Annotated in this window: 21 protein-coding genes; 8 read left to right on the top strand and 13 right to left on the bottom strand. The window is 59.5% G+C overall.

What is annotated here, in order from left to right; translation table 11 throughout:
* Positions 1-10: 10 nt before the first annotated feature.
* The 6 genes from ACYJRZ_RS21745 to ACYJRZ_RS21720 all read right to left on the bottom strand — a co-directional run bounded on the left by ACYJRZ_RS21745 (position 11) and on the right by ACYJRZ_RS21720 (position 7,196).
* Positions 11-1,405, bottom strand: coding sequence for an NAD(P)(+) transhydrogenase (Re/Si-specific) subunit beta (locus tag ACYJRZ_RS21745; RefSeq protein ID WP_459462608.1), 1,395 nt, complete (start codon positions 1,403-1,405; stop codon positions 11-13).
* A gap of 10 nt (positions 1,406-1,415) precedes the next feature.
* On the bottom strand, positions 1,416-1,814 hold the full coding sequence (locus tag ACYJRZ_RS21740; protein ID WP_459462431.1) for a proton-translocating transhydrogenase family protein: 399 nt from the start codon (positions 1,812-1,814) through the stop codon (positions 1,416-1,418).
* Between the two features lies 1 nt (position 1,815).
* Entirely contained in the window at positions 1,816-2,979 is a 1,164-nt protein-coding gene (locus ACYJRZ_RS21735; protein WP_459462429.1) for a Re/Si-specific NAD(P)(+) transhydrogenase subunit alpha, read from the bottom strand.
* Between the two features lie 111 nt (positions 2,980-3,090).
* The gene (locus ACYJRZ_RS21730; RefSeq protein WP_459462427.1) at positions 3,091-3,315 is read right to left on the bottom strand and encodes an aa3-type cytochrome c oxidase subunit IV; all 225 of its coding nucleotides are present in this window, start codon (positions 3,313-3,315) and stop codon (positions 3,091-3,093) included.
* Positions 3,316-3,543: 228 nt separating this feature from the next.
* A complete protein-coding gene (locus ACYJRZ_RS21725) occupies positions 3,544-5,859 on the bottom strand; it encodes a putative bifunctional diguanylate cyclase/phosphodiesterase (RefSeq protein ID WP_459462425.1) in 2,316 nt (771 codons plus the stop codon).
* 230 nt (positions 5,860-6,089) lie between these two features.
* The gene (locus ACYJRZ_RS21720) at positions 6,090-7,196 is read right to left on the bottom strand and encodes a TRAP transporter substrate-binding protein (protein WP_459462423.1); all 1,107 of its coding nucleotides are present in this window, start codon (positions 7,194-7,196) and stop codon (positions 6,090-6,092) included.
* Positions 7,197-7,488: 292 nt separating this feature from the next.
* Here ACYJRZ_RS21720 and ACYJRZ_RS21715 point away from each other — a divergent pair, with 292 nt between their 5' ends.
* Complete coding sequence (locus tag ACYJRZ_RS21715; RefSeq protein WP_459462421.1) at positions 7,489-8,274, top strand: gamma-glutamyl-gamma-aminobutyrate hydrolase family protein; 786 nt, start codon at positions 7,489-7,491, stop codon at positions 8,272-8,274.
* Here the strand turns inward: ACYJRZ_RS21715 and ACYJRZ_RS21710 are convergent, their stop codons facing one another.
* The 3 genes from ACYJRZ_RS21710 to ACYJRZ_RS21700 form a co-directional block, all read right to left on the bottom strand.
* Positions 8,275-9,243 (bottom strand): 2-hydroxyacid dehydrogenase, encoded by a 969-nt coding sequence (locus ACYJRZ_RS21710; RefSeq protein ID WP_459462419.1) that lies wholly within the window; start codon positions 9,241-9,243, stop codon positions 8,275-8,277.
* A gap of 41 nt (positions 9,244-9,284) precedes the next feature.
* Entirely contained in the window at positions 9,285-10,304 is a 1,020-nt protein-coding gene (locus tag ACYJRZ_RS21705) for a LacI family DNA-binding transcriptional regulator (RefSeq protein ID WP_069613309.1), read from the bottom strand.
* Positions 10,305-10,421: 117 nt separating this feature from the next.
* Complete coding sequence (locus tag ACYJRZ_RS21700) at positions 10,422-10,934, bottom strand: MarR family winged helix-turn-helix transcriptional regulator (RefSeq protein WP_459462417.1); 513 nt, start codon at positions 10,932-10,934, stop codon at positions 10,422-10,424.
* An 86-nt stretch (positions 10,935-11,020) separates the two neighbouring features.
* On the opposite strand from ACYJRZ_RS21700, the gene ACYJRZ_RS21695 reads away from it, so the two are divergent.
* From ACYJRZ_RS21695 to cysE, 4 genes are all read left to right on the top strand, one after another.
* Entirely contained in the window at positions 11,021-11,812 is a 792-nt protein-coding gene (locus ACYJRZ_RS21695; RefSeq protein WP_459462416.1) for a creatininase family protein, read from the top strand.
* Between the two features lie 140 nt (positions 11,813-11,952).
* Entirely contained in the window at positions 11,953-13,047 is a 1,095-nt protein-coding gene (locus ACYJRZ_RS21690) for a CobW family GTP-binding protein (protein ID WP_459462415.1), read from the top strand.
* The gene (locus tag ACYJRZ_RS21685; RefSeq protein ID WP_459462414.1) at positions 13,047-14,036 is read left to right on the top strand and encodes a WD40 repeat domain-containing protein; all 990 of its coding nucleotides are present in this window, start codon (positions 13,047-13,049) and stop codon (positions 14,034-14,036) included. The genes ACYJRZ_RS21690 and ACYJRZ_RS21685 overlap by 1 nt, the downstream gene beginning before the upstream one ends.
* Before the next feature lie 78 nt (positions 14,037-14,114).
* Complete coding sequence (gene cysE / locus ACYJRZ_RS21680; protein ID WP_459462413.1) at positions 14,115-14,930, top strand: serine O-acetyltransferase; 816 nt, start codon at positions 14,115-14,117, stop codon at positions 14,928-14,930.
* Between the two features lie 151 nt (positions 14,931-15,081).
* On the opposite strand, the gene ACYJRZ_RS21675 is transcribed toward cysE, so the two are convergent.
* Both ACYJRZ_RS21675 and odc2 read right to left on the bottom strand, forming a co-directional pair.
* Positions 15,082-15,672 (bottom strand): GNAT family N-acetyltransferase, encoded by a 591-nt coding sequence (locus tag ACYJRZ_RS21675; RefSeq protein ID WP_459462412.1) that lies wholly within the window; start codon positions 15,670-15,672, stop codon positions 15,082-15,084.
* Positions 15,673-15,784: 112 nt separating this feature from the next.
* Positions 15,785-16,918, bottom strand: coding sequence for an ornithine/lysine decarboxylase (gene odc2, locus ACYJRZ_RS21670; RefSeq protein WP_112421581.1), 1,134 nt, complete (start codon positions 16,916-16,918; stop codon positions 15,785-15,787).
* 528 nt (positions 16,919-17,446) lie between these two features.
* Here odc2 and ACYJRZ_RS21665 point away from each other — a divergent pair.
* From ACYJRZ_RS21665 to ACYJRZ_RS21655, 3 genes are all read left to right on the top strand, one after another.
* Positions 17,447-18,340, top strand: coding sequence for a LysR family transcriptional regulator (locus tag ACYJRZ_RS21665; protein WP_459462410.1), 894 nt, complete (start codon positions 17,447-17,449; stop codon positions 18,338-18,340).
* A 90-nt stretch (positions 18,341-18,430) separates the two neighbouring features.
* Positions 18,431-19,090: a DUF1007 family protein gene (locus tag ACYJRZ_RS21660; RefSeq protein WP_459462408.1), complete on the top strand. Its 660-nt coding sequence runs from the start codon at positions 18,431-18,433 to the stop codon at positions 19,088-19,090.
* Positions 19,084-20,196 (top strand): nickel/cobalt transporter, encoded by a 1,113-nt coding sequence (locus ACYJRZ_RS21655; protein WP_459462406.1) that lies wholly within the window; start codon positions 19,084-19,086, stop codon positions 20,194-20,196. The genes ACYJRZ_RS21660 and ACYJRZ_RS21655 overlap by 7 nt, the downstream gene beginning before the upstream one ends.
* 39 nt (positions 20,197-20,235) lie before the next feature.
* Here ACYJRZ_RS21655 and ACYJRZ_RS21650 read toward each other — a convergent pair whose 3' ends face one another.
* A complete protein-coding gene (locus ACYJRZ_RS21650; protein WP_459462606.1) occupies positions 20,236-20,451 on the bottom strand; it encodes a hypothetical protein in 216 nt (71 codons plus the stop codon).
* Between the two features lie 80 nt (positions 20,452-20,531).
* Positions 20,532-21,245, bottom strand: a complete 714-nt coding sequence (locus ACYJRZ_RS21645) for a tellurite resistance TerB family protein (protein WP_459462404.1) — start codon at positions 21,243-21,245, stop codon at positions 20,532-20,534.
* Positions 21,246-21,324 lie beyond the last annotated feature (79 nt).

The following is a 21,324-nucleotide window of genomic DNA, read 5'->3' as shown; positions in this document are numbered from 1 at the left end:
CAGCGACAGCCTACTCGTTCATCGCCTTGACGATTTCCTCGGTGACCTTTTTGGCGTCACCGAGAAGCATCATCGTGCCGTCCTTGTAAAACAGCGTATTGTCGATGCCGGCATAGCCGGAGCCAAGCGAGCGCTTGACGAAAAGGCAGGTCTTCGCCTTGTCAACATCAAGGATCGGCATGCCGTAGATCGGCGAGGTCTTGTCGTCGCGCGCCGCCGGATTGGTGACGTCATTGGCGCCGATGACATAGGCGACATCGGCCTGGGCGAATTCCGAATTGATATCTTCGAGTTCGAAGACCTCGTCATAGGGCACGTTGGCTTCGGCGAGCAGCACATTCATGTGACCCGGCATGCGGCCGGCAACGGGGTGGATGGCATATTTGACCTCGACGCCATGCGCCTTCAGCCTGTCCGCCATTTCGCGCAATGCATGCTGGGCCTGCGCCACCGCCATGCCGTAACCCGGCACGATGATGACCTTGGAGGCATTCGCCATCAAATAGGCGGCATCCTCGGCCGAGCCAAGCTTCACGGTCTTGTCGGAATTATCAGCTCCGCCCGAGGCCGTCTCGCCGCCGAAGCCGCCGAGAATGACCGAAAGGAAGGAGCGGTTCATGCCCTTGCACATGATGTAGGACAGGATGGCACCCGAAGAGCCGACAAGCGCGCCGGTGATGATGAGCGCGAGATTGCCGAGCGTGAAGCCGATGCCGGCGGCAGCCCAGCCAGAATAGGAATTCAGCATCGACACGACGACCGGCATGTCGGCGCCGCCGATCGGCACGATCAGCAGCACGCCAAGAAGTAGCGACAGCGCGACGATCGCCCAGAAGGCGAGATGGCTTTCGCTCGCCGCCAGGCTGATGATCGAGACCAAGATCAGCACAAGCAGAGCAGCGTTGATGATGTGCCGGTTCGGCAGCAGGATCGGCTTGCCGGACATGCGCCCGTCGAGCTTCAGGAAGGCAATGATCGAGCCGGTGAATGTCAGCGCGCCGATCGCCACACCGATCGCCATTTCGATGCGGGCTTCCGTATGGATATGGCCGATTTCGCCAATGCCGAAGGAAGACGGAGTATAGAGCGCCGAAGCGGCGACGAGGACAGCCGCAAGACCGACCAGCGAGTGGAAACCGGCCACGAGCTGCGGCATCGACGTCATCGGAATGACGCGGGCGATGTAAGCCCCCGCTCCGCCGCCGATGGCAAGACCGAGAATGATCAGCACGAAGCCGCCGAAGGACGGCGTCGCCAGCACCAGCGTGGTGACAATGGCGATCCCCATGCCGACCATGCCGTAGAGATTACCGCGCCGGCTCGTGGCCGGATGCGACAGGCCGCGCAGCGCCAGGATGAACAGGACGCCGGAGACGAGGTAAAGGAAAGCCGCGATATTGCTCAGCATGCCGTCCTCACTTGTCCTTCTTCTTGTACATCGCCAGCATGCGCTGGGTGACAAGGAAGCCGCCGACGATATTGACCGAAACGAGCACCAACGCCACAAAGCCAAAGCCGGTGGCAAGACCGCTCACGGAAATTCCAACAGCCAGCAGCGCGCCGACGACGATGACCGAGGAAATGGCGTTGGTGACCGCCATCAGCGGCGTATGCAGGGCCGGCGTCACCGACCAGACGACATAGTAGCCAACGAAGATCGCCAGCACGAAAATTGCAAACTGGAAGACGAAGGGATCGATCGCGCCGCCAGTTGCCGCGCTGACAGTCTCCGGGGCCTGCGCCGCGGCGGCCGTGACGGCGTCAACGGCATCATGCAGTTGCTGGAGTGCCTGGTCCATCGCTTGGCTGGCCATCTCAGAGATCTCCCTTCTTGATCGTCGGCTGGTCGGGATCGACGAAGTTCGGGTTCACGACTTCACCACCATCGGTCAGCATCGTCGCTTTGATCAGCTCATCGGTGCGGCTGAGGGCGAGGCTCTTCGTATCCTTGTCGACCATCGTCTCCAGGAAGGTCACGAGGTTCTTGGCATAGAGAGCTGAAGCGCTGGCCGCGATCCGGCCGGCCATGTTGGGATAGCCGATCACGCGGACGCCTTCGACCTCGGCGATCTTGCCATACTCTGCGCCTTCGATATTGCCACCGCGCTCCACGGCCAGATCGACGGCAACAGCGCCGGGGCGCATCGCCTTCAGCATGTCGCGCCCGACGAGGCGCGGTGCAGGCCGACCGGGGATCAAGGCCGTGGTGATGATGATGTCCTGTTTGGCGATATGATCGGCAACGAGAGCTGCTTGCTTGGCTTGATACTCTTTCGACATTTCCTTGGCATAGCCGCCTGCGGTTTCCGCCGCCTTGAACTCCTCGTCCTCAACCGCGATGAATTTTGCACCGAGCGAAGCGACCTGTTCCTTCGCAGCCGGACGAACATCGGTCGCTGAGACCTGCGCGCCGAGACGCCGTGCGGTCGCAATCGCTTGCAGGCCGGCAACACCTGCCCCCATGACGAACACTTTCGCCGCAGGCACCGTGCCCGCCGCCGTCATCATCATTGGTAACGCTCGATCATAGACGGCTGCCGCCTCGATGACGGCCTGATAGCCGGCAAGGTTTGCCTGTGACGACAGAACGTCCATCGACTGCGCGCGAGTAATGCGCGGCATCAGCTCCATCGCAAAACTCGTCAGCCCGGCGCGCGCCATCCCGGCGAGCGCTGTCTCGTTGCCATAGGGATCCATGATGGCGACGACGATGGCACCGCTCTTGTAACCTGCTATCTCCTTGGTCGTCGGTCGCCTGACCTTGAGCACGACGTCGGCCGCCTTTGCATCCTTGACGGAGCCGATCCGCGCGCCGACGGCTTCATATTCGACATCGGGGATACGCGATAAAGTCCCCGCACCGGCTTCGATCACGACATCGAAACCGAGGCTCCTCATCTTCTTTACCGTTTCGGCGGACGCCGCAACACGCGTTTCCTCCGCGACACTTTCCTTGGCAACGAAAACCAGATTGCTCAACAACGACACCTCGCATCACAAACGGCACCGCTCCTGAATGCGGCGGCGCTGTAGCCTGCAGAATCATGGGAAAGCGCGGGCGATCGACCCGCCATCTGTCAGCGCTGTATGTCAGCGCAACAGGACGATGCTGGCGATGGTCAGAACGATGAATATCAGGACGCCGCCGAGGAAGCCGGCATGACCGAAGAAACCGGCGGCCATGGCGATCAGCAAGGCGGCGACGATCGCAGACCCAACTTTAGCGCCCGAGATGAAAAGATTATAGGTCTTCTCATGTTCTTTGTAGTCCATCGGAGCACCCACTTCAGCGGGTCCAGTATGATGTTCGGCCATGCAGATTTCTCCCCTCAATCCTCTCCTCCGACAGACAATCTAGACAGCTCGCCGGAGTCCATCCTCAAAAACTGCGATATCCCGTAAGGGAAATACCGCGATCAATCTTCCTCCACCGAGGCGTTACACAAAGCGAGGAAAAATGCAATGCACGAGAAGGTCGCAGATGGCGCAGGCCGATCGAATTGCCGGAGGTTTCCAAATGTCTCAGCACCGCTGGGACGCCGGCTATCTGACGACCTCGGGCGGCAAGAGCCTGCCGGCTCCCAGCTGCCGTCTATCGAGACCGGCGACCTTCTCGACGACTTGCTCTGAGGCTATCGGAGGGGAAAATACGTAACCCTGGACGATATCCGCCAGGTTCCGCTCGACGACCAATGCGAGCTGCTCCAGCGTCTCGACACCTTCGATCACCACATGCAAGCTGAGGGCGCGGGAAAGATCGACGATGCCGCACAGCAGCTTGAAACGACGGCTGTCCGTCGTGATATCGCGAACGAAGGAGCGATCGATTTTCACGACATCCACCGGCAGCGTATCGAGGTAACTGAGGCTGGAAAATCCCGTTCCGAAATCGTCGATCGCAATCGTAATGCCCCTCGTCCGCAAATCCGCGAGAATGGAGTGGACCGTTGCCACTTCGTCCATCAGGCAGCTTTCGGTAACTTCGAGATGCAGGCGGAAGGGCTCAAGTCCCGATATCTCGAGCGCCGCGGTGACGATTTTGATGATCTCGTCATTGCGCAGATCCTGCGCGGAGAGATTGACGGAAACGGCGAGTGGCGCAGGCCATGAGGCACAATCCCTGCAGGCCTGGTTGATCATGAAGTGGGTGATGCCGGCAACGATCCCCATCTCCTCGGCAAGCTGCACGAAAAGATCGGGCGGGATCGAGCCCTTCTCGGGGTGAATCCAGCGCGCAAGCGCCTCGCAGCATTCGATGCGGGAGCCATCCGGCCTGTACATCGGCTGGTAGGCCGCCTGAAGTCTTCCTGCCTCCACCGCCTCGCGCAAGTCATCCTTCAGCTTTTGCCGCTCGACATAGCGTGCGTCCATTTCCTGCTCGAAGGCGCTGCAGCCGCCCCTCATTCGGGATTTCGCCTCGAAGAGTGCGAGATCGGCCTTGATCTGCCATTCCTCCGGCCGGAACTCCCGGCTGGGCATCGTCATATATCCGCCACTGACAGAAACCCGAAAGCTGCTGTCTTCCGCGTCATAGGTGCCGGCCATTGCCGCATGCAGGGCGCGGATGCGACCATCGATATTCGCAACATCGTCCTCATTCGGAAAGAACAGCACGAATTGATCGCCGACAAGACGAGCAACAAGCGCTGTCGTGCCGGCAAGCGCCTTCAAGCGCTCGGCCACGGCAACCAGCAGACGGTCCCCCGCGACATGTCCCTTGGTATCGTTGACATGCTTGAAGCCGTCGATATCCAGAACCAGTATGCCGATGCGGCTTTCCCGCTTGCGTGTAGCCAGCCTCTCCTTGACCTGATCCATGAAATATTCGCGGTTCGGCAGCCCGGTCAAAGGGTCGTAGCGCACCATATGCAGGATCTTGCGCTCTGCGCGAATACGCACCGTCACGTCCTCGAAGATCAGAATGACGATCCCATCAGCACGCCGGCTAGCCGAAAATTCCAGAAACTGATCCTCATTGAATTGAATGAGGGTTCGGGAAAGCGTGCCGCTGACGAGTTGAGCCAATTGCCGCTGAATGAGCCCGGGAAGCGATCCGTCGATGAAGGCGTGACGGGCGCCATAACGTAGAACGACGTCGAATTCGCAGTCCTTGAGCCGCTGCGGATCGGCGAAGTTGAGGAGCTCGCATGCCTTGCGATTGACGACCAGAATGCGATTTTGGGCGTCCAGCATGAACAGCCCGTGGGGCATGTTGTTGAGCGCGGTGTCAAACCTGTCGGCCATCAACGATATCTCACGTGAGGCGACAATGTTCCTGTAGAGGAATTCGCGCATGCCACTTGCCATTGAACGGGTCGTCAGCCCAAACGGAATAAGCATGAGGGACGCGGTTCCCTTGTAAAATTCCTGCGATAGCAGACAGGCAATAACGATCGGCACGCAGCAGGCCAGAATCTGAAGATCGACTGCACGAGGCGAACCGTAGTTGCGACCGACGATCGATACAATCGACGCCATCGTGACGGCGATGCAGATGAATTCCGCCAGCGGATTGCGCAGGATGAGGATGGCATAACCGCTTCCGATGCCGAGAATGGCGGCCGTTGCCGCGGCGCCAACGGCATAACGTGTTTCCCAGCTGGCTATATCGGCGCGCGAAAAACCGTTCTTGTCCGCTGCATCGAACAGCCGAAACAAATTGATCCGTAAGCCAAAGACAACGGCAAACGCCACGCAAAAGGCCAGATAAATGCCGGCATGCGTACTTAGAAAAACGAGGACATAGGTGAGGATATGAACGAATACGCCCGTAAAGAGCGTTTTCCGGTTTCCGAAAAGCGAACTGACAAACGACAGATAAACATCCGTCGGCACGGTGTCCGGGCTTGGAGGCTTCATTCAGACTTCCCCTGATGCGGCGGACACCCTAGGGGAAACCTTTTAAAATTTACTTGCCCAAACCGAGTTCATTCGGAAAGTTTTACCACTCAAAACGGCAGCTTAAATTCAAGCTGGATTGGGATCAGTATCGCGCCGACATAATGATTCCCGACACACGTTGACGTTGATCTGGCATTTAAATCGCCAATAAAGAAAACGATATACCGCCAAAGACTTATGAAATACGATTACAGCTTGCCCGCCCGCTGCTGGATCATCATGAAGGTATCGAATGTATACTCGGAAAGCTGCATCCAGAGATAGGCATCCTTCTTATAGGCAACTTGATCCTCGTAAATGCGCTTGAAATAGTCGTTGGATTTGGAGAGATCGGCATAGAGCGCGCTAGCTGCCTGGAAACAGGCTTCCATGATCTCCTGGCTGAAGGGCCTGAGGGTCACTCCTTGTGCCACGATGTCCTTCAGCGCCTGCGGATTTTTGACGTCGTATTTCGCTAGCATGTTGGTGTTGGCGAAGGCGCACGCATCGCTGAGGATCGTCTGATAAGGCTTCGGCAGGGCATTCCATTTTTCCAGGTTGAAGAAGGCATGCACCACGGCGGCGCCTTCCCACCAACCAGGGTAATAATAATATTTCGCGATCTTCTGCAGCCCGAGCTTCAGGTCGTCATAAGGTCCGACCCATTCGGCCGCATCGACGGTGCCCTTGTTCAGCGCATCGTAGACACCGTTGACAGCAATATCCTGCTGCGGCACGACACCGATCTTCTCGATCACCTTGCCGGCTAGCCCGGCGATGCGCATCTTCAAGCCCTTGAGATCGTCGAGCGTATTGATTTCCTTGCGAAACCAGCCGCCCATCTGCGCACCGGTGTTGCCCGCGGGCAGCCCTAAAATGCCCTGCGTCGCATAGAACTCGTTCATCAGCTTATTGCCGTTGCCCTGATAGAACCAGGCATTGGTCAGCCGGGCATTGAGGCCGAAGGGCAGTGCCGTACCGATGGCATAGGTCGGATCTTTCTGCCAGAAATAATAGGAGCAGGTATGCGCGGCATCGACGGCGCCGGCGCTGACCGCATCGGCCGCCTGCGCACCGGGTACGATCTCACCAGCCTCATAGGTCTGAATTACGAAATTGCCGTTGGTCGCGTCGGAAACATGCGTCGCAATATCCTCCGCGCCGCCATAGATCGTATCCAGGCTCTTGGGAAAGGAGGAGGTCATCCTCCAGGTAATCTTCGGATATTCCTGGGCAAGGGCCGGGCTCGCAAGCGCGGAAGCGGCAGCACCTGCGCCAACAGCTCCTGCCCGCCTGATGAAGGAACGGCGATCCATCGAATTCTCCCATACGGACGGCATTGCTGGGGAACGGCACGCTCCCCGTCACGGCGCAAGCGATGGAACTAACCATGCCGCACACAGTCTTTCAAGTTTGCTCTTGCACCGCATTATGGCGATTCCTGTACATCCGCACGACGAGCCGAAACAAAGCCTTGTGAAAACCTCTGCGCGTTGCCGGCCGGGTTGTCTTCGCGTAAATTCATGGAGCATGAATCCGCCCTCGGATTGACATCATGATCGTCCAGAGGTCCATCATAGAACCGTTTCGCCTCTTCCGGAGCCTTGAATGCTTAGACCGATCATCGCTATTCCCGCCGATATCCGCGAGTTCGACGGCACCAGCTGGCATGCGGTGCAGCTGCAATATGTCCGCGCGGCGGTCAAAGCAGCGGGATTGATGGCACTGATCGTTCCCGCGCTGGAGGAGGGCAACGATGCAGAGACCATTCTCGACCGGGTGGACGGATTGCTCGTTTCCGGTTCGGCGACCAATGTGCATCCATCGCTCTATGGAAAAGAGGCAAAGGACAGCGACGGCCCCTTCGATCCGGCGCGCGACGCGACATCGCTGCCGCTCATCCGCCGTGCGATCGACCGCGCCATCCCGATGCTTGCCATCTGCCGCGGCATTCAGGAGCTGAACGTCGCGCTTGGCGGCACACTGGCAAGCGAAATCCACGACCAGCCGGGCATATGGGACCATCGCAAGCCGCCGAATGTCGATCGAGATACGATGTATTCGATCCGCCAGAGCGTCTTCGTCAAGGAAGGCTCCTGCATCGCCCGTGTCGTTGGATCAGGTGAAATACAGGTGAACTCGCTGCATCGTCAGGCGATCGCCGATACGGCACCGAGACTGCAGGTGGAAGCGCTTGCTGAGGACGGCACGATCGAGGCTGTCTCCGTCATTGGCGCCAAGGCCTTTGCCGTTGGCGTGCAATGGCACCCGGAATATTGGGCCGAGACGGATTCGCCGTCGCTAAAGCTCTTCACTGCCTTCGGCGATGCAGTGCGCGACTATGCTGCGAGCAAAGAGCAGCTCGCAGCTCCGTATCAGCAAAAAGCGGTATGATCAGCCTCGCGGCTTGATCGCCGTTTCCGGCACTGGCGTCACAGGCCTGCCCTTTGCGAACCATTCGATGATATTGTCGGAGACCAGATCGGCCATGGCATCGCGCGTCGGCACCGAGGCGGATGCCACATGCGGCAGCAGCGAAACGTTGGGCAAAGAGAGATATCCAGCGGGGACATTCGGTTCGTCATAGAAGACATCGAGGCCGGCAGCGCCAAGAGTTCCATTCCCAAGGGCAGCGATGAGCGCGTCGTCATCGACGGACCAGCCGCGACCGACATTGATGAACACGCCCTGCGGCCCAAGAGCCGAGAGGATTTCGGCATTGATGACCTTATGCGTCTCCGGCGTCTTCGGCACGATCGAGATCAGGGTATCGACCGACTGCGCCATCTCCTTCAGCGTCGGGTAGTAATCGTAAGGCAGGGAGTCGCGCGGCGTGCGGGTGTGATAGCCGATCTTTACCTTGAACGGCTCTAGCCTTCTCGCGATCTCCAGGCCGATACGACCGAGACCATTGATGCCAATGCGGCGTCCCCTCATCGAAAAGGGCGAGAGCGGAAAAGCCCCTTCCTTGACCCAGCGCCCATCACGCAGCCAGGTTTCCGCCTTGGGAAACTGCCGCAGCGTGTTCAAGAGCAAGGCGATCGCGGTATCTGCAACCTCGTCATTCAGGACATCAGGCGTGTTGGTGACGACGATGCCCTTGGAAGCGGCATGCTTGACGTCCACACCATCGTAACCGACGCCGAAATTGGCGATGACTTCGAGATTCGGAACGGCATCGATCCAGCCGGCGTCGAAGCCACCCGCAACGGCAACGCCGCGGATGCGGGCCGCGGTTTCCGCATCGATCTTGGGGCCACCATCGCGCTCGACGGAAACGATATCGAACTGTTTCCGAAGCCTTTCGAGGACACGCGGGTGTATCTTCCCCGGAACGAGGACGGCGATGCGATTATCGGACATGGATCTTTCCTCTTGAGATACAGTTCGGCGCCGAACCGCTGTTAGCGAGCTTTATAAGGCGCCGTCGATTGGCGGATGCGCATTTCCGGCTTGATCAGATGAATACCGTCCGGCTCATGGCTTCCCGCCAGCCTATCCAAAAGCGCGCGCGCTGCAAGCCTCCCGACCTCGGCCTGACCGTTCCAGACGGTGGTGAGCGCCGGCGTTGCGATTGCCGCCTCCTCCAGATCGTCATAGCCGGTGACCGAGATGTCCCGCCCGGGAACTAGGCCGGCGCGCGAAATGCCGTTCATCAGGCCGATGGCGACCAGATCGTTCCAGCAGACAGCCGCCGTCGGCTTCTGCGGTAGCGACAGGAAATGCACCGCCGCCTCGAAGCCGCCCTGCTTGGAACGGGCGCCGGGAATGCGCAGATTGGGATCGACCTCGATGCCCGCCTTGCGCAGCGCATTCACATAGCCCTGGTAGCGGTCGCGCCCCGTCGAGGTCTGATCGGTGCCGCCGATCATGGCAATGGATCGGTGACCGAGACTGATCAGGTGGTTGGTGGCAAGCGAGATCCCATAACTGTCGTCACCGCGAAAGGTCGGCAGATCCAGCGCTTCGATCTGTCGCGCGACAAGGATAGCCGGCATTCCGTTTTCTTCCGCCAGTTCGAAATCTTCGGGCGGCGTCCCGATTGCGGGCGACATGATGACGCCATCGCCGCCGAGTTGCAGCAGCGTCTCGATAAAGGTTCGCTGCTTTTCGACGGAATCATAGTGATTGGAGAGAATGAAGGTGTGGCGGCTGCGATCGAGCTCGCTTTCGATCGCCTTCAGGATTTCACCATAGAAGGGGTTCATTATGTCATGAACGACGACACCGATAATGCCCGATCGCGATGTCCTGAGGCTTGCCGCGCGCCGATTGTAGATATAGCCCAGCGCGCGGGCCTGGTCCTTGATCTTCTCGCGTGTGTTGACCGCAACCAACGGGCTGTCGCGTAAGGCCAGAGATACCGTTGCCGTTGAAATGCCCAGTGTTTCCGCAATCGTAGAAAGCTTTATCTTTTGCGCCACGCGCGCCCTCCCGTGAAACGCAGCCGTAACATATTCCGGTCGTTTTACGATTCCGGAATTTAAAATCTTTAATTAAAAGCTTTAATCACGTCACGCAACACGAATTCTTGAGGATTCTCAGAATTCGTCGTCATCCTCGCCATCGTCACCGGCCTGGAGATTATGTTCGATCGTTTTGAGCAGGCGCACAAGCGAGCGAATGTCTTTTTCCGAGAAGCCGCGGGTCGCAAGCTCATCGCAGCTCGCCGCCGAACTCTCGATCTCGCTAACGCTGTTTCGGCCTGCTTCCGTCAGATAGACCTTGGTCAGGCGGGCATCGTCGGCATCCGGCCGCCGTTCGACGAAGCCTTGCGCCTCCATGCGGCCTATCGTCCTGGTCATCGTCGGCGCCTTGACGCCGAGCTTTTGCGCCAGCGTACCGGCTGGAAGACCATCGCTTGCCGCCAGGGCAAGAATGACACCATCCTGTCCGGCATAGAGACCGCTCGCCGTCAGGCTGCGCGTCATCACCGTGCGCATGGACCGCGCCGCCTGCGTCAAGGCCGGTGACAGATCGGCAAGCGTGTAGTCCCGGTGATCCTTCTTCTTACCTGACTTACTTTTCTTCCCGACCTTGTTCTTTTTGCCCATCGTGATTCCGTTGACCTTTTCGCCGCTAAGTCATCACGCTATGACATTGCGCAGGTTACTGACATAAACAAGAGGTACATCCTCAGATGGCGCATCCTTTGCCATGTTTCGATGACAATGATGAAACATTGACGCCCGAAGAGCGAAGAAAATGGATCGCCGTACTGCCACTTGGCGCCTATGAGCAACACGGCCCGCATTTGCCGTTCGAAACCGACGCACTCATTGCCGAGGGAATCGTCTCACGCCTCAAGGTTGCCTTGCCGGCAAACCTGCCCGTCACTTTTCTCGCCGTCGAGCCGGTTGGATATTCCATTGAGCATATGGATGTCGCCGGTACCCGCACGCTGGCTTTCGACAAAGCTGTTCTGCGCTGGCTCAGCATTGCCGAGATGATTAACGATCTCGGCATCCGCAAATTCGTCATGCTGAATGCCCATGGGGGCAACTCGCCGCTGACGACCATCGTGGCGACGGAAGCGCGCGTGCGCTTCAACATGCTGGCAGTCGCCACCAGCTGGACCCGCTTCGGCGTGCCGGATGGGCTAATCTCGCCGGACGACAAAGCCATCGACATTCATGGCGGCGATATCGAGACGTCTGTCATGCTCGCCCTCCATCCGGAGAAGGTGGACATGTCGAAAGCGGCAAACTTCTCATCACGACAATCGGACTTCATCAAGGGCTTCAAGCATCTGCGCGCCTACGGCCCTCACGCTTTCGGCTGGAAAATGTCCGATCTGAGCGCACAAGGCGTCGCTGGCAATGCAGGGGCCGCCACGGCGGAAAAGGGCGAACGGCTGATCTCGCACGCTGTCAAAGGTCTCGTCGAACTGCTTGAAGATGTCGACAGCTTCGATATGTCGACGCTGTCGTGACTATGCGATCAATCCGTATCTCCGCAACCCAATGTGATCTTATAACATATAAAAGCCTTTGAACTGGCGTCTTCAACTCCTTATATGAAAGCCGACCAATGTCTGCTCCCCGGGGCAATCTTCCATATTTCGAGGCTCCCATGACCGAAACAGCCACGCAAAAGCCCGTTCCCGTCACCGTTCTCACCGGCTATCTCGGCGCCGGCAAGACGACGCTGCTGAACCGCATCCTTTCGGAAAATCACGGCAAGAAATACGCCGTCATCGTCAACGAGTTCGGTGAGATCGGTATCGACAACGACCTGATCGTCGAGTCGGACGAAGAAATCTACGAAATGAACAATGGCTGCGTCTGCTGCACCGTTCGCGGCGACCTGATCCGCGTCGTCGAAGGATTGATGCGCCGCCCCGGCCGCTTTGACGGCATCATCGTCGAAACGACAGGCCTTGCCGATCCGGTTCCCGTCGCCCAGACCTTCTTCATGGATGACGATGTCCGCGCCAAGACCGAACTCGACGCCGTCGTCGCGCTCGTCGACGCCAAGCACCTGCCGCTGCGCCTGAAGGATAGCCGCGAAGCCGAAGATCAGATCGCTTTTGCCGACGTCGTCGTCATCAACAAGTCCGATCTCGTCTCACCGGAAGAGCTGGCTCAGATCGAGGACATCGTCCGCGCCATCAACCCGGCTGCCCGCGTCTACAAGACGACCCGTTCCGGCGTGGAGCTCGCCCGCGTGCTGAACCAGGGCGCCTTTAATCTGGAACGCGCGCTGGAAAATGATCCGCATTTCCTCGAGCACGGCCACGAGGATCACGTCTGCGGCCCGGATTGCGATCATGATCACCACCACCATCATGATCATGACCACGATCATCACCACCATGATCACGATCACGACCATCATCACCACCACGCGCCTTCGCCGATCCACGATGTGACCGTGCAGTCCGTTTCGCTGCGCGGCGGCGAAATGAACCCGGAGCGCTTCTTCCCCTGGGTCCAGAAGGTCACGCAGACGCAGGGGCCGAACATCCTGCGCCTCAAGGGCATCATCGCCTTCAAGGACGATCCGGAGCGCTATGTCGTCCAGGGCGTGCACATGATCATCGAAGGCGATCATCAGCGTCCTTGGAAAGACGGCGAAAAGCATGAGAGCCGCCTCGTCTTCATCGGCCGCGAACTCGACCGCGAAAAGCTGGAAGCCAGCTTCAAGGCGTGCGAGGCGACTGCCTGATGCCAACAGTTGCTCCGCTTGATATCGACGGCCACGTTCTGGCCGTCGAATTTTTAGGTGATACACCCTTCTTCGCCAGCGCCGCCGGCGCAATCCACCGCCTCGAAGGCGGCGAGAAGATAACCGAGGCCCATCAGGGGATGCTGACCTGCATCCGCGATCCCTATAGCGATAGCCTGATCTCCGGCGGCGAGGACGGCAAGGTTCTGAGAATCACAGCCGACGGCAGCATAACGGTGCTGGCCGAAGCGCCGCGCAAGTGGATCGGCCAGCTTGCGGCGGGCCCGCAAGGCGCCGTCGCCTATTCCTATGGCAAGAGCACATTCGTACGGCTCTCCGACGGCACGACGAAAGAGTTTCCGGAAGAACGCACCGTCGAAGGCATTGCCTTTGCACCCAAGGGGCTGCGCATTGCGGTCGCCCGCTACAACGGCGTATCCCTGCACTGGGTCGGCATGAGCGCCCAGCCCGTCAATCTCGAATGGAAGGGCGCCCATACCGGCGTCACCTTCTCGCCGGACGGCCAGTTCATTGTCACCACCATGCAGGAAAATGCCCTGCACGGCTGGAAGCTGGATACGAAGCCCGGCGCCGAAGCCCGCCATATGCGCATGACCGGCTATCCCGCCAAGGTGAAGTCGCTCTCCTGGTCCAACAAGGGCAAGTGGCTTGCCTCGTCTGGCGCACCGGCCGCGATCGTCTGGCCCTTTCAGGGCAAGGACGGCCCGATGGGCAAGGCGCCGCTGGAGCTCGGCACGCGCGCCAACATCATGGCGACCTCGGTAAAGTTTCATCCTGCCGAGGATATCCTCGCCATTGGCTTCATCGATGGTATGATCCTTGCGGTTCGCATCGGCGACGCCAAGGAAGCGCTCCTCCGCCGGCCCGGCAAGGGTGCGATCACGTCGATGAGCTGGAGCAAGTCCGGCAAGCTGCTCGCCTTCGCCTCTGAAGCCGGCGACTGCGGCGTTGTGGACATTTCCGGCTAAAGCAATTCCAGGAAAGTGCGCAGCGGTTTTCCGTCTGGAGTTGCGTGTAAACACAATGAGATGCAGAGAGACAGGACCATGCCTCAGCCCGGAACGGCAATCGCCGGAAACATAGCTGCCTCAGCCGAAAACGTCTGGGATGTGATCCGCTGCGAAGCCGTCGAGCTTGCTACACGCGAGCCGACGCTTGCGTCGCTGCTGCGAGCACAGTTGCTTGACGGAAACTCCAATGCCGAAAGCCTTGCCAACATTCTCGCCGCCCGGCTCTGCGTCGTCAGGATCGAGCATGGTGACATGCTTTCGCTGCTGTCCGATGTACTGAAGCGATATCCCGTCATCCTGCAGGCAACGGAAGCGGATCTTGTCGCGGTGCGAACCCGCGACCCCGCCTGCACGACCTACCTGCACGCACTGCTGAACCTGAAGGGTTTTCATGCCCTGCAGACGCACCGCATCGCTCATGCGCTCTGGACGGAAGGCCGCAAGGAAATTGCGAGCTGGCTCTCCAATCTCGTCTCGCTCGTCTTCGGCCCGGATATCCATCCGGCCGCAAAGATCGGCACCTCGATCATGCTTGATCATGGCTCCGGCATTGTCATCGGCGAGACTGCCGTCATCGAGGATGAGGTCTCCATCCTGCAGAATGTCACGCTCGGCGGCACCGGCAAGGAAAGCGGCGACCGCCACCCCAAGATACGCCATGGCGTGATGATCGGCGCCGGTGCCAAGATCCTCGGCAATATCGAAGTCGGCGCCTTCAGTAAGGTTGCCGCGGGCAGCGTTGTCGTGAAGCCCGTGCCGCCGCATTGCACCGTTGCAGGCGTCCCGGCCGTAGTCGTCCGCATCCATCGCGCCGACGAGATTCCGGCTGAGACAATGGATCAGAATATTTAGGTGTGAAGGACTATCGCGGCCTCGTCTTCGAGACATTTCCTCGCCGCGCCGATGAACCTCAGGCCCGGCGAGCCTCTGCCCTCGCCACCAATCAGAAACGCCTCCGCCCGAAGGACGAAGGCGTAATAGAGCGCAGAACTGCTCGTTCTCTTTATGCAGCCTTTGCTATCGGCGGCTGGGCCAGTTTGCGGCCGCTAGCGACGATCAGGCCGGCGGCACTATCGAGCCAGCCCTCCTTGAGCTCGAGAGCCAGGAAGCGCTCGCGCTGGAACGGACCGGGCATGACGAGATGGCGGGTCTTTGCGGCAAAGAAGCCGAAACGCTCGTAGTAAGGCGCATCGCCGACGAGCAGGATCGCGCCGTGGCCGCGCTTCTTGGCCTCCAGAATGGCGGCGCGCATCAGCGCCGAGCCGATGCCCTTGCCTTCATAGGCGGGATCGATCGCCAGCGGGCCGAGCAGCAGCGCATCGACCGGGCGGGTCTCGCGGTCGACGCCAGCTTCGACGTTCCAGAGGCGAACCGTCCCGATGACATGGCCGCTGCGATCACGCGCGACCAGCGCCAGGCCTTCAGCCGGCACGCGACCCTGGCGCAGCTTTTCCGACGACTTCTTGCGGCGGTCGGGACCCATGGCGCGATCCAGCAGGTTTTCGCGCGCAACGACATCGCCTGCATTTTCCAGGTCGAGGGTGAATGTGGACGGCGCAAAGAATGCGCGGACAGAATCAAGAACAGCGGCCATCTCGGCCTCCCGTGCCCAATACCGTTATCAGCGGTGGTGACGAACTATTGTGAGGGTGCCGCCCCGGCTGGCTACGGGGCAGCTTTGTCGAACTTCAGATCCCTGCCGGACCTCAGATGATGTAAGCCTTCAGCGGGTCGAAGCCGTTGAACGCCACAGCCGAGTAGGTCGTAGTGTAGGCACCGGTGCCTTCGATCAGGACCTCGTCGCCGATGGTGAGCGACACCGGCAGCGGATAGAGGTTCTTCTCATAGAGCACGTCGGCCGAATCGCAGGTCGGACCGGCGATGACGCAGGGTTCCATCTCGTCGCCGTCGCGCGTCGTGCGGATCGGGTAGCGGATCGCCTCGTCCATGGTTTCGGCCAGACCGCCGAACTTGCCGATGTCGAGGAAAACCCAGCGAGCGGCATCGTTGTCCGACTTCTTCGAAATCAGAACGACTTCAGCCTTGATCACGCCGGCATTGCCGACCATACCGCGGCCCGGCTCGATGATCGTGTGCGGGATCTGGTTGCCAAAATGGGCGCGCAGAGACGCGAAGATCGCCTTGCCATAAGCTTCGGCCGAGGGAACGTCGCGCAGGTACTTGGTCGGGAAACCGCCGCCCATGTTGACCATCTGCAGGTGAATGCCCTGCTTGGCGAGCGAAACGAAAACGCGCTTGGCATCGGCAAGAGCGTCGTCCCAGGCATCGACCTTGGTCATCTGCGAGCCGACGTGGAAAGACACGCCGTAGGATTCCAGGCCCAGCTGATGTGCATAGACAAGAACGTCGACGGCCATCTGCGGGACGCAGCCGAACTTGCGCGACAGCGGCCATTCCGCACCTTCGCCATCCGTCAGCACGCGGCAGAACACGCGAGCGCCGGGAGCGGCACGCGAAATCTTCTCGACTTCCTCGTGGCTGTCGACGGCGAAGAGGTTGATACCGAGCGCATGCGCACGGGCGATATCGCGCTCCTTCTTTATGGTGTTGCCGTAGGAAATACGCTGTGCGGTCGCGCCGGCATCGAGCGCCATTTCGATTTCGGCGACGGACGCGCAATCGAAATTGGAGCCGAGGCTTGCGAGCAGACGCAGCACTTCCGGAGCCGGGTTGGCCTTGACGGCATAATAGATGGCGCTGTCCGGCATGGCATGACGGAAGGCGTGAAAATTGTCGCGGACGACATCGAGATCGACCACCAGGCAAGGACCGTCCGGACGTCGGGCAGCGAGGAAATCGCGAATACGTTGCGTGGTCATGTCAATTCCCTTTCAATTCCAAAGGCTCCGGGGAAAACCCAGAGGACAAAGGGCGACGCTCACTCGCTCAGGAACCAGCCGGTGGAGACCCCGGTACCGTGCAAATGCGCGAAGCGCGGATGATGAACCAGTGCCGCAAGCGGCGCTAATTCGCTTTGTCTGCCATGGATTGGAGGGAATATCCCAACCGCACTTCCGGCAATGAAGGTGTGCCTCTTCAGTATCCCCGGCTGATGGAAAGCCGGGAGAGAACAAAAAGGCCCGCACCGTCGTTGCTTCAGATGTCCTCGCATTTTTCGGTTGGCCGAAATAGCGACTGGAGGGGTTAGTTCCAGGTACCTTACCGATTTTCTCACCACATCGAGGATCGGCGGACACCCACGGGCACGTGCGACTTTGGGCTGATCGGGAAATAGGAATATTCGCCGTAATAATCAAGAAAATTTTTCAGCTGTGCCCGAAAAAAATAATTGAACAAATCGGCACGTTTTGTTCAACATCCAGAAACAGTTAGCGGGAGGCTTCAGCATGGACACTTTAACCCGGATTCGCGCCTTTATCGACGTAGTCGAAGCCGAAGGATTTTCCGCGGCCGCCCGCAAGACCGGCCGCTCCAAGGCGCTTCTTTCGAAATATGTCCGCGAACTGGAGGACGAGCTCGGCGCGCTGCTCTTGAACCGCACCACGCGTCAATTCTCCATGACGGAGGCCGGTCATACCTATTATCGCACTGCCTCCGATATCCTGAAGGAGATCGATAATCTTGCCGACCTAGTGCGCGAGAACAATCAGCAGCTGAAAGGCCGGCTGCGCGTTTCCGTGCCGCGCACCTTCGTGGATGCCGATGTCGGGCAGTCGTTGATCGACTTCGCCAAGGAAAATCCCGATCTTGCACTGGAAATCGCCGCCGACGACCGCTTCGTGGACTTGATTGAGGAAGGCTTCGATGTCGCCGTGCGCATCACCAAGCTCGAAGACTCCGGCATGATTGCCCGCAAGATTTCCGATTTCCGCATCCATCTCTGCGCGACACAAGAGTTCCTCGATCGCTATCCGACGCTGGAACATCCGACTGACCTTGCGCGCATTCCCTTCATCATCGACACCAACACCCGCTCGCAAGGCACCATTCGCTTCGTCGATGCCGACAGCACGACCTTCAACGTGGCCATCAACGGCACGCTTGAGGTCAACAGCCCGCATGCCACGCTGCGTGCGGCGCTCGCCGATCTTGGCGTTGCCATCGTCCCGGACTTCATCGGCCGCAAGGAAATCGAAAGCGGACGGCTGCTGACGCTATTCAACGACTACCTGCCGACGGACCGCGGCATCTATGCCGTCTATCCGCATCGCCGCTATCTCCCCGCCAAGGTGCGCATTTTTGTGGACTACCTGCACAACTGGTTCCGCAAGAACGGCTGAACGGCCGAGGTTGGCCTGCCGGTCCCAATTCCGTCTCATTTCCTGACCAGAAAACGAAGTGAATCAATGCTCGCGAAATACATCGGACGCATGAGAAAATCCACGACCGCCTACGCTGTTGCCCTGACCGGCGGCCTGTTGATCATGCCGGCCTCAGCATCGGCGCATCCGCATATTTTCGTCGAAGCACGTCTGGAAGTGTTGGCCGGCCCGGACAGCAATGTGCAGGAACTGCGCAACGTCTGGCGCTTCGACGAAGTGTTCTCTTCCTCCGTCCTTATGGATTTCGACAAGAACACCAATCTGAAGCTCGATCCGGACGAGTTGAAGGAAGTCGGCAAGACGGTGCGCGAGTCTCTGGCTGACTACGATTATTATGCGAACCTGACGCTCAATGGCAAAGCGATCAAGGTCGAGAAGCCCGACGTCATCAATGTCGATTATCGCGACGGCCAGCTCCTGATGTTCTTCGCCGTCAAGCCGGCCGAGCCGATGCCGCTGGCGAAGGGCAACAAGCTCAGCTTCGGCATCTATGACCCTACGCTATACACCTCGATCGATTTCCCGAGCGACAAGGAGCTGATGACCGAAGGGGAAGCCTTCAAAAGCTGCACATCGAAGGTCGTGCGCCCGAATCCGGATGAAGTCATCGCCGAAAACAAGTCGACCCTGACGGATGCCTTCTACAATGATCCGACGGGAACGACGATGTCGAAACTCTTCGCAACGCGGATAGACGTCCAATGCTGATTTCGAGAATAGGGAAGCTCGCACCTGCCGTTGCGCTCGCCCTTCTGGCGGCAGCCGGTCTCGCCCATGCTGCCGGCTCGCCGCTTGGCATCGGCACGGCCGAGCCGAGCTTCCAGCCGATGGGCGGGCCGCTGGCGCCGATCTTTCTCTATGTGAATTACGAGCAGCAGGCTTTCTACCGTGCGCTCACCAAGTCCATTGAGGCCATGCGCCAGGATCCCTGGCAGCTCTGGACGCTGATCGGCCTCTCCTTCGCCTATGGCATATTCCATGCCGCCGGCCCCGGCCACGGCAAGGCTGTGATTTCCTCCTACATGGTCGCCAATGAGATCGAGCTGAAGCGCGGCATCGGCATTTCCTTCGTCTCCGCACTCATTCAGGGCCTTGTCGCCGTCCTTGTCGTCGGCGCCGCCTATTTCGTCCTGCGCGGGTCCGGCATCACCATGACGATGGCCACCAACGCCATGGAGATCACCAGCTTCGTCATGGTCATCCTGTTCGGCAGCTGGCTCCTGTTCCGCAAGCTGCGGGCGATGATGCAGAGCCGGGCGCAGCATCAGGAAATGCAGCTTGCGACATCAGCCGGGCCAATCAGCCTTTCGCTGTTCGAGGGAGCCGCGACGGGCACGGATTCGGCGAGAGGTTTTGCGCGCAGCAGCGCCGCTATGCCCGCCGCTGGCGGCTATCAATGCTACGATCCAGCCCATACTAGCGGCGACGGCGCCTATTGCGAGACGTGCGGCCACGCCCATCTTCCCGATCCGAAGATGCTGTCGAACGAAAAATTCAGTGTCCGCGAGGCTTGGTCCGCCATTGCCGCCGTCGGCCTGCGACCCTGCTCGGGCGCGCTGCTTGTCATGACCTTTTCGATGCTGAACGGGCTCTATCTCGGCGGCCTGTTGTCGGTCCTTGCCATGTCGATCGGCACGGCGCTCACCGTCTCGCTGCTTGCCATCATCGCGGTCTTCGCGAAAGGCACCGCCGTGCGTTTCACCGGCAAGGGCTCGAGACTTTCAGTTTGGGTCAGCAATGGCATCGAGATCCTCGGCGCGCTGCTCGTCATCTGCACAGGCGTCATCCTCCTCGGCGCCTCGCTGCAGAACTGAGCGGTTTCCGGAAGAATTCGGGAAAGCTTGCTTTGGAGTTTATGGTTGATTGCGTCGCTGATGACGCGCCCGAAGCCAGAACACGAAGAAAAACGCCAGAATGACCAGCACACCGAAGCCGGTGCCGAGCCATGGCGAGATCGAGCCAAGCCAGACGATGACATTCGGCATCAGGTAAAGCACGGCTGTCGCGACCAACAGAATAACGCCGGCTGCGATTGCGGCCGAACGGGTTTCGCTTTTCTTGTCCGTCAATGTAGCCATCCCTGACGCCCTGACATGAGTTCCGGCGAAGGCTTAGGCCAGCTGCCCGGGAAAGGCAACCGGCCTATCTCTCAGAGCTGAACTTTGGCGCCGGCAACAGTCGCTTCGATATGATCGACCAGAGCATCGGCCAGGCCAAGCCGCCCGGCCAAGAGATCGAGATAGCCGCGCTCGGCCCGCGAATCCGGTTCGATCGCCAGCCGTGACGCAGTATAGACCTGCACGCGCTGTTCCTCCGTCTTCGCCGAGGCGACGATGGCATCGAGATCGACGGGATTGGCAAGTTCACGCTGGAAGAAGGCTTCCACCTCGGACCCGACACCGGCCTCCTGCACCTTGTCGAGAATGCGCTGACGCTCCGCATCGTCGATATGGCCGTCGGCACGGGCAGCGGCGATCATGGCCCGCACCAGCGATAGCGTAAAATCATTGCTGGCAACTGCCGGCGACGTGCTGAAACCGGAATCTGACGGCGGCGGCAGGAACTGCGGCTCGGCCTGCGGGGCCGATTGCGGTGCCGGCGGCGGCTGGTTGCCGTCGCGATAATTCTTATAGGCCTGATAGCCGAGGCCTGCGATGGCTGCGAGACCGCCGAGCGCCAGCGCATTTCCGGCGACTTGGCGTCCGGTTTTCGTCCCCAGCAGCACGCCGGCGATCGCGCTCGTCGCCATCGGATTGTCCCTGGCAAGATTGATGGCCTGGGTGGCCCTATCTTTTACTGTCCCTTGCACACCTGGAACCTGCGATCCCAGGAATTGGTCAAGAAGCTTGCGGGCGTCGATCATAGGGATGGTCCTCCGTCCTTGTAATGGTGAAGGGGAGATAGGAAGCGCAGCCGCAAATACCAATCCGCAGAATACAAAA

Source organism: Rhizobium sp. No.120 (genome assembly GCF_054558365.1).
Note: the sequence above shows the minus strand (reverse complement) of the source record. Positions and strands in the feature narration are given on the sequence as shown.

Bases quoted from the DNA above. Each gene is read 5' to 3' on its own strand.
- odc2 (WP_112421581.1), bottom strand. From the start codon at position 16,918: ATGACCACGCAACGTATTCGCGATTTCCTCGCTGCCCGACGTCCGGAC.
- cysE (WP_459462413.1), top strand. From the start codon at position 14,115: ATGCCTCAGCCCGGAACGGCAATCGCCGGAAACATAGCTGCCTCAGCC.
- ACYJRZ_RS21685 (WP_459462414.1), top strand. From the start codon at position 13,047: ATGCCAACAGTTGCTCCGCTTGATATCGACGGCCACGTTCTGGCCGTC.
- ACYJRZ_RS21725 (WP_459462425.1), bottom strand. From the start codon at position 5,859: ATGAAGCCTCCAAGCCCGGACACCGTGCCGACGGATGTTTATCTGTCG.
- ACYJRZ_RS21740 (WP_459462431.1), bottom strand. From the start codon at position 1,814: ATGGCCAGCCAAGCGATGGACCAGGCACTCCAGCAACTGCATGATGCC.
- ACYJRZ_RS21700 (WP_459462417.1), bottom strand. From the start codon at position 10,934: ATGGGCAAAAAGAACAAGGTCGGGAAGAAAAGTAAGTCAGGTAAGAAG.
- ACYJRZ_RS21730 (WP_459462427.1), bottom strand. From the start codon at position 3,315: ATGGCCGAACATCATACTGGACCCGCTGAAGTGGGTGCTCCGATGGAC.
- ACYJRZ_RS21720 (WP_459462423.1), bottom strand. From the start codon at position 7,196: ATGGATCGCCGTTCCTTCATCAGGCGGGCAGGAGCTGTTGGCGCAGGT.
- ACYJRZ_RS21655 (WP_459462406.1), top strand. From the start codon at position 19,084: ATGCTGATTTCGAGAATAGGGAAGCTCGCACCTGCCGTTGCGCTCGCC.
- ACYJRZ_RS21675 (WP_459462412.1), bottom strand. From the start codon at position 15,672: ATGGCCGCTGTTCTTGATTCTGTCCGCGCATTCTTTGCGCCGTCCACA.
- ACYJRZ_RS21715 (WP_459462421.1), top strand. From the start codon at position 7,489: ATGCTTAGACCGATCATCGCTATTCCCGCCGATATCCGCGAGTTCGAC.
- ACYJRZ_RS21695 (WP_459462416.1), top strand. From the start codon at position 11,021: ATGGCGCATCCTTTGCCATGTTTCGATGACAATGATGAAACATTGACG.
- ACYJRZ_RS21660 (WP_459462408.1), top strand. From the start codon at position 18,431: ATGAGAAAATCCACGACCGCCTACGCTGTTGCCCTGACCGGCGGCCTG.
- ACYJRZ_RS21710 (WP_459462419.1), bottom strand. From the start codon at position 9,243: ATGTCCGATAATCGCATCGCCGTCCTCGTTCCGGGGAAGATACACCCG.
- ACYJRZ_RS21645 (WP_459462404.1), bottom strand. From the start codon at position 21,245: ATGATCGACGCCCGCAAGCTTCTTGACCAATTCCTGGGATCGCAGGTT.
- ACYJRZ_RS21690 (WP_459462415.1), top strand. From the start codon at position 11,953: ATGACCGAAACAGCCACGCAAAAGCCCGTTCCCGTCACCGTTCTCACC.
- ACYJRZ_RS21665 (WP_459462410.1), top strand. From the start codon at position 17,447: ATGGACACTTTAACCCGGATTCGCGCCTTTATCGACGTAGTCGAAGCC.